The sequence below is a fragment of the Salipiger sp. HF18 genome, from assembly GCF_011806505.1.
Lineage (GTDB): Bacteria > Pseudomonadota > Alphaproteobacteria > Rhodobacterales > Rhodobacteraceae > Salipiger > Salipiger thiooxidans.
In genome coordinates this window covers 1-3,271 of the sequence record NZ_JAATOS010000443.1, presented here as the reverse complement: position 1 = coordinate 3,271, position 3,271 = coordinate 1, and the positions used below count along the sequence as shown (strand labels likewise).

The following is a 3,271-nucleotide window of genomic DNA, read 5'->3' as shown; positions in this document are numbered from 1 at the left end:
GTCGGCCCAGGCGGTGGCGCTCTGGCGATGGTCGGGCCGGGTGCCCGGCCGCGGCTCGTAATCGTCGGGCACTTGGCCCCGGAACAGCATCCCGGTCTGCTGGCAGCGCTTGTCGCCACCGACGCGGAACACCTCCGCCACGAAGAGGATGTCGCGCAGCACAGGCGCCACCCCGATCTCTTCGAGGCATTCGCGGGCCACGCACCCGTGCATCGTCTCGCCGGGCTCCCGCCGCCCGCCGGGAAGCGGCATGTCACGCTGGCCGTCCGGTCTCTGCTTGACTTGGACGCGCACGGGAGGTCCCTTGCGGATGACAGCGCGAACTGTCGGGCGGATGGAGAGGTCTTCGATCATGAGGCCTTATGCTCCGAAGAATATAACAGTTTAAAGGCATAATGGCTGTCGCTTTCGGCGTACCCCCGACGACAGGCCCGACGAGACAGTAATGACCGATATCCGGATCGAGCGCGAGATCAGCCTGCCCGACGCCCTGCGCGTGTCGCGCGCCGCAAGCGCCCCGCACCTTGGCCCACGGGTGCTGTTCTTCAGCGGCGGCAGCGCGCTGAACGGGATCTCGCGGCAGCTCAAGACCTATACCTTCAATTCGATTCACCTGATCACGCCCTTCGACAGCGGTGGCAGTTCGCAGATCCTGCGCGAGGCCTTCGACATGCCCGCGGTCGGCGACCTGCGCAGCCGGCTGATGGCGCTGGCGGACGAGACGGTATTGGGCCAGCCCGACATCTACGCGCTCTTCAGCCACCGGCTGTCACGTAACGCCCCGCAGGAGGAGCTGGGCGCCGAGGTCGCGGCGATGATCGAGGGCAAGCATCCGCTGATTTCGGCCGTCGCCAAGCCGATGCGGATGCTGATCCGCACCCTGCTCGAGAGCTTCGCCGCCGAGGTGCCGCGTGGCTTCGACTACCGCAATGCCAGCATCGGTAACCTGATCCTCGCCGGGGGCTACCTGAGCAACGGCCGCGCGCTTGAGCCGGTGCTGTTCCTTATGTCCAAGATGGTCGACGTGCGCGGCACCGTGCGCGCCGTGGTCGACGAGACGCTGCAGCTGGGGGTCGAGCTTTCGGACGGGCGGGTGATCGTCGGCCAGCGCCAGATCAGCGGCAAGGAATCCGCGCCCATCGACAGCCCCATCGCCCGCCTGTTCCTGAGCGACGGAAGGCAGGAGCTGGCGCCCGGCGACGTGCCGCTGCCCAAGCGCAACCGCAAACTCATCGCCCAGTCGGACGTGATCTGCTACCCGCCGGGGAGCCTCTATTCGAGCGTGATCGCCAACCTGCTCCCCGCCGGCGTGGGCAAGGCGATCGCCGCGCGGCACGTGCCCAAGGTGTTCCTGCCGAGCCTCGGCGTCGATCCAGAGGCATTGGGCCACGGGCTTGCCGACCAGGTGCAAGCACTGCTGGCGCCGCTGCTGGCGGACGCGGGCAGGACGATCCCCGCGCGGCAGCTGCTGACCCACGTGCTCTGCGACCGATCGCAGAGCGACGCGGCCTGCGCCGAAGTCACCGCCCGCTTCGGCATCCCCTGCCACCGCCTGCCGCTGCGCCAGACCGATCAGGACAAGTACGACACCCGCAAGGTCGCGGAGCTTCTGGTTTCGCTGGGCTGAGCCCCGGTCCCGCCACTGCCGCGACGGTCGGCGTCGCTGCCGCCTCGTTCGGCAACTGACGCCACGGCAACGGGAAATCCCCGGGAAAACGCCTCCGGGACCGGATTCGTGATTTGATGTGAGCAGTGTCCGCGGGTAACCGGGCCTCATCCGATGCGGGCGACGCCAAGACCTGTCCCCCCGGAGTTCTGAACCGAATTGCCCCGATCCGCAGAGCGGACCCGCTGCCATGCACGTGTTGTCTGGAAGAATACATCTTGTCATCGCCCTGCTTCTGCTGCCGGTCCAAGCCGCAGCGGACGATGCCGACCTGCGCGATGCGCTCAAGCTCGGCGCCTCGACCACGCTGAGCGCCGACATCACCGCGCACGAGGCCGCGCTTGGCAACGTGATGGACGGCTTCGGGCACGTGAACCTGTACGGCAACGGGCTCTATCTCGCCTCGCGTTCGCGCGAGAGCATGGCGCGCGGCTGGGCGGCGCTGAGCGTGCGCGAATACCACGACGACCCCTCGGGCGTCGCCTCGCGCCTAATGATGGGCTACGACTTCCCGCTGCTGCAGCACAGCCGGCTGGGCTTTTCCGCGGGTTTTGCCAAAGCCAACCTCGACACCGGGCGCGAGATCGAGAGCCGGAGCTTCTCGTTCGGGCCGTACCTGAAGACCCGGATCGGCGACAAGCTGAAGCTCAAGAGCTGGATGAACGTGGCCCAGCCGGTCTACCGCTACTCGGGTGGGAGCACACGGGCGATGCGCGTGGGCGGCGGCACCAAGGCCACGCTCTCGGACCGGATCGGCGGCATCAAGATGAGCTCGTCGGCGGCGCTGTCGATGTCGCACCAGTTCACGCCGAGCGCGGGCAGCCTCGACGGGTTCGAGATCTCGAACCTCTATTCCAGCATCTCGGCCCGGGCGACGCTGAACCCGGACGGGCACTTCAAGCCCTATTTCGACGTCGGCGTGACCCAGGGCTACTGGCGCAACGACTCGAGCTTCGGCGACTACAGCGCGCCGCGCTTCGCCACCGGCTTCCAGTGGTCGCACAAGAAGCGGTCGCTGACGTTGCAGATTGACGGCAGCCACGTGTTCGACCCGACCCTGCCGGTCGCGCTGACCTCGAACTTCCGCCTGAGCTTCTGATCCCCCCTGCCCCGGCACGCAAACGCAGCACGCAAACGCAGCATGCAAGCCCCGCACGCAGAAAGGGCGCCCGCTGTCGCGGACGCCCTTTGCTTAGCTGAGGGATGTCGGGGCTCAGTGACCCGCGATCAGGCCCATGCTCTCGAGCTTCAGGATCACCTGATGTGCGCAGTTGTCGACATCGGTGCCTTCGGTCTCGACGCGCAGCTCGGGGTTGGCGGGAACGTCATAGGGGTCGGAGATCCCGGTGAATTCCTTGATCTTGCCTTCGCGTGCCAGCTTGTAGAGACCCTTACGGTCACGACGCTCGCATTCCTCGATCGTGGTCGCGACGTGGACCTCGATGAAGGCGCCGAACTGATCGAGGAGAGAGAGCACGGCGCGACGGGTGGTCGGGGAGGGGGCGAGGGGCGCGAAGATCGCGATGCCGCCGTTCTTGGTGATCTCGGACGCCACGTAGCCGATGCGGCGGATGTTGAGGTCACGGTGCTCTTTCGAGAAGCCGA

Annotated in this window: 4 protein-coding genes; 2 read left to right on the top strand and 2 right to left on the bottom strand. The window is 67.0% G+C overall.

Annotated elements, in window-relative coordinates; translation table 11 throughout:
* A partial coding sequence (locus tag HC022_RS22100) for an NUDIX domain-containing protein (RefSeq protein WP_368484717.1) occupies nucleotides 1-294 on the bottom strand: 294 nt, incomplete at its 3' end.
* 151 nt (nucleotides 295-445) lie between these two features.
* Here HC022_RS22100 and HC022_RS22095 point away from each other — a divergent pair.
* Nucleotides 446-1,627 carry a GAK system CofD-like protein gene (locus HC022_RS22095; RefSeq protein ID WP_167453842.1) on the top strand — a complete coding sequence of 394 codons (1,182 nt, stop codon included), beginning with the start codon at nucleotides 446-448 and terminating at the stop codon, nucleotides 1,625-1,627.
* Between the two features lie 229 nt (nucleotides 1,628-1,856).
* Nucleotides 1,857-2,765, top strand: coding sequence for a hypothetical protein (locus tag HC022_RS22090; protein ID WP_167453841.1), 909 nt, complete (start codon nucleotides 1,857-1,859; stop codon nucleotides 2,763-2,765).
* Between the two features lie 114 nt (nucleotides 2,766-2,879).
* On the opposite strand, the gene HC022_RS22085 is transcribed toward HC022_RS22090, so the two are convergent.
* Nucleotides 2,880-3,271, bottom strand: a 392-nt coding sequence (locus tag HC022_RS22085) for an adenylyl-sulfate kinase (RefSeq protein WP_167453840.1), incomplete at its 5' end; no start/stop codon positions are given.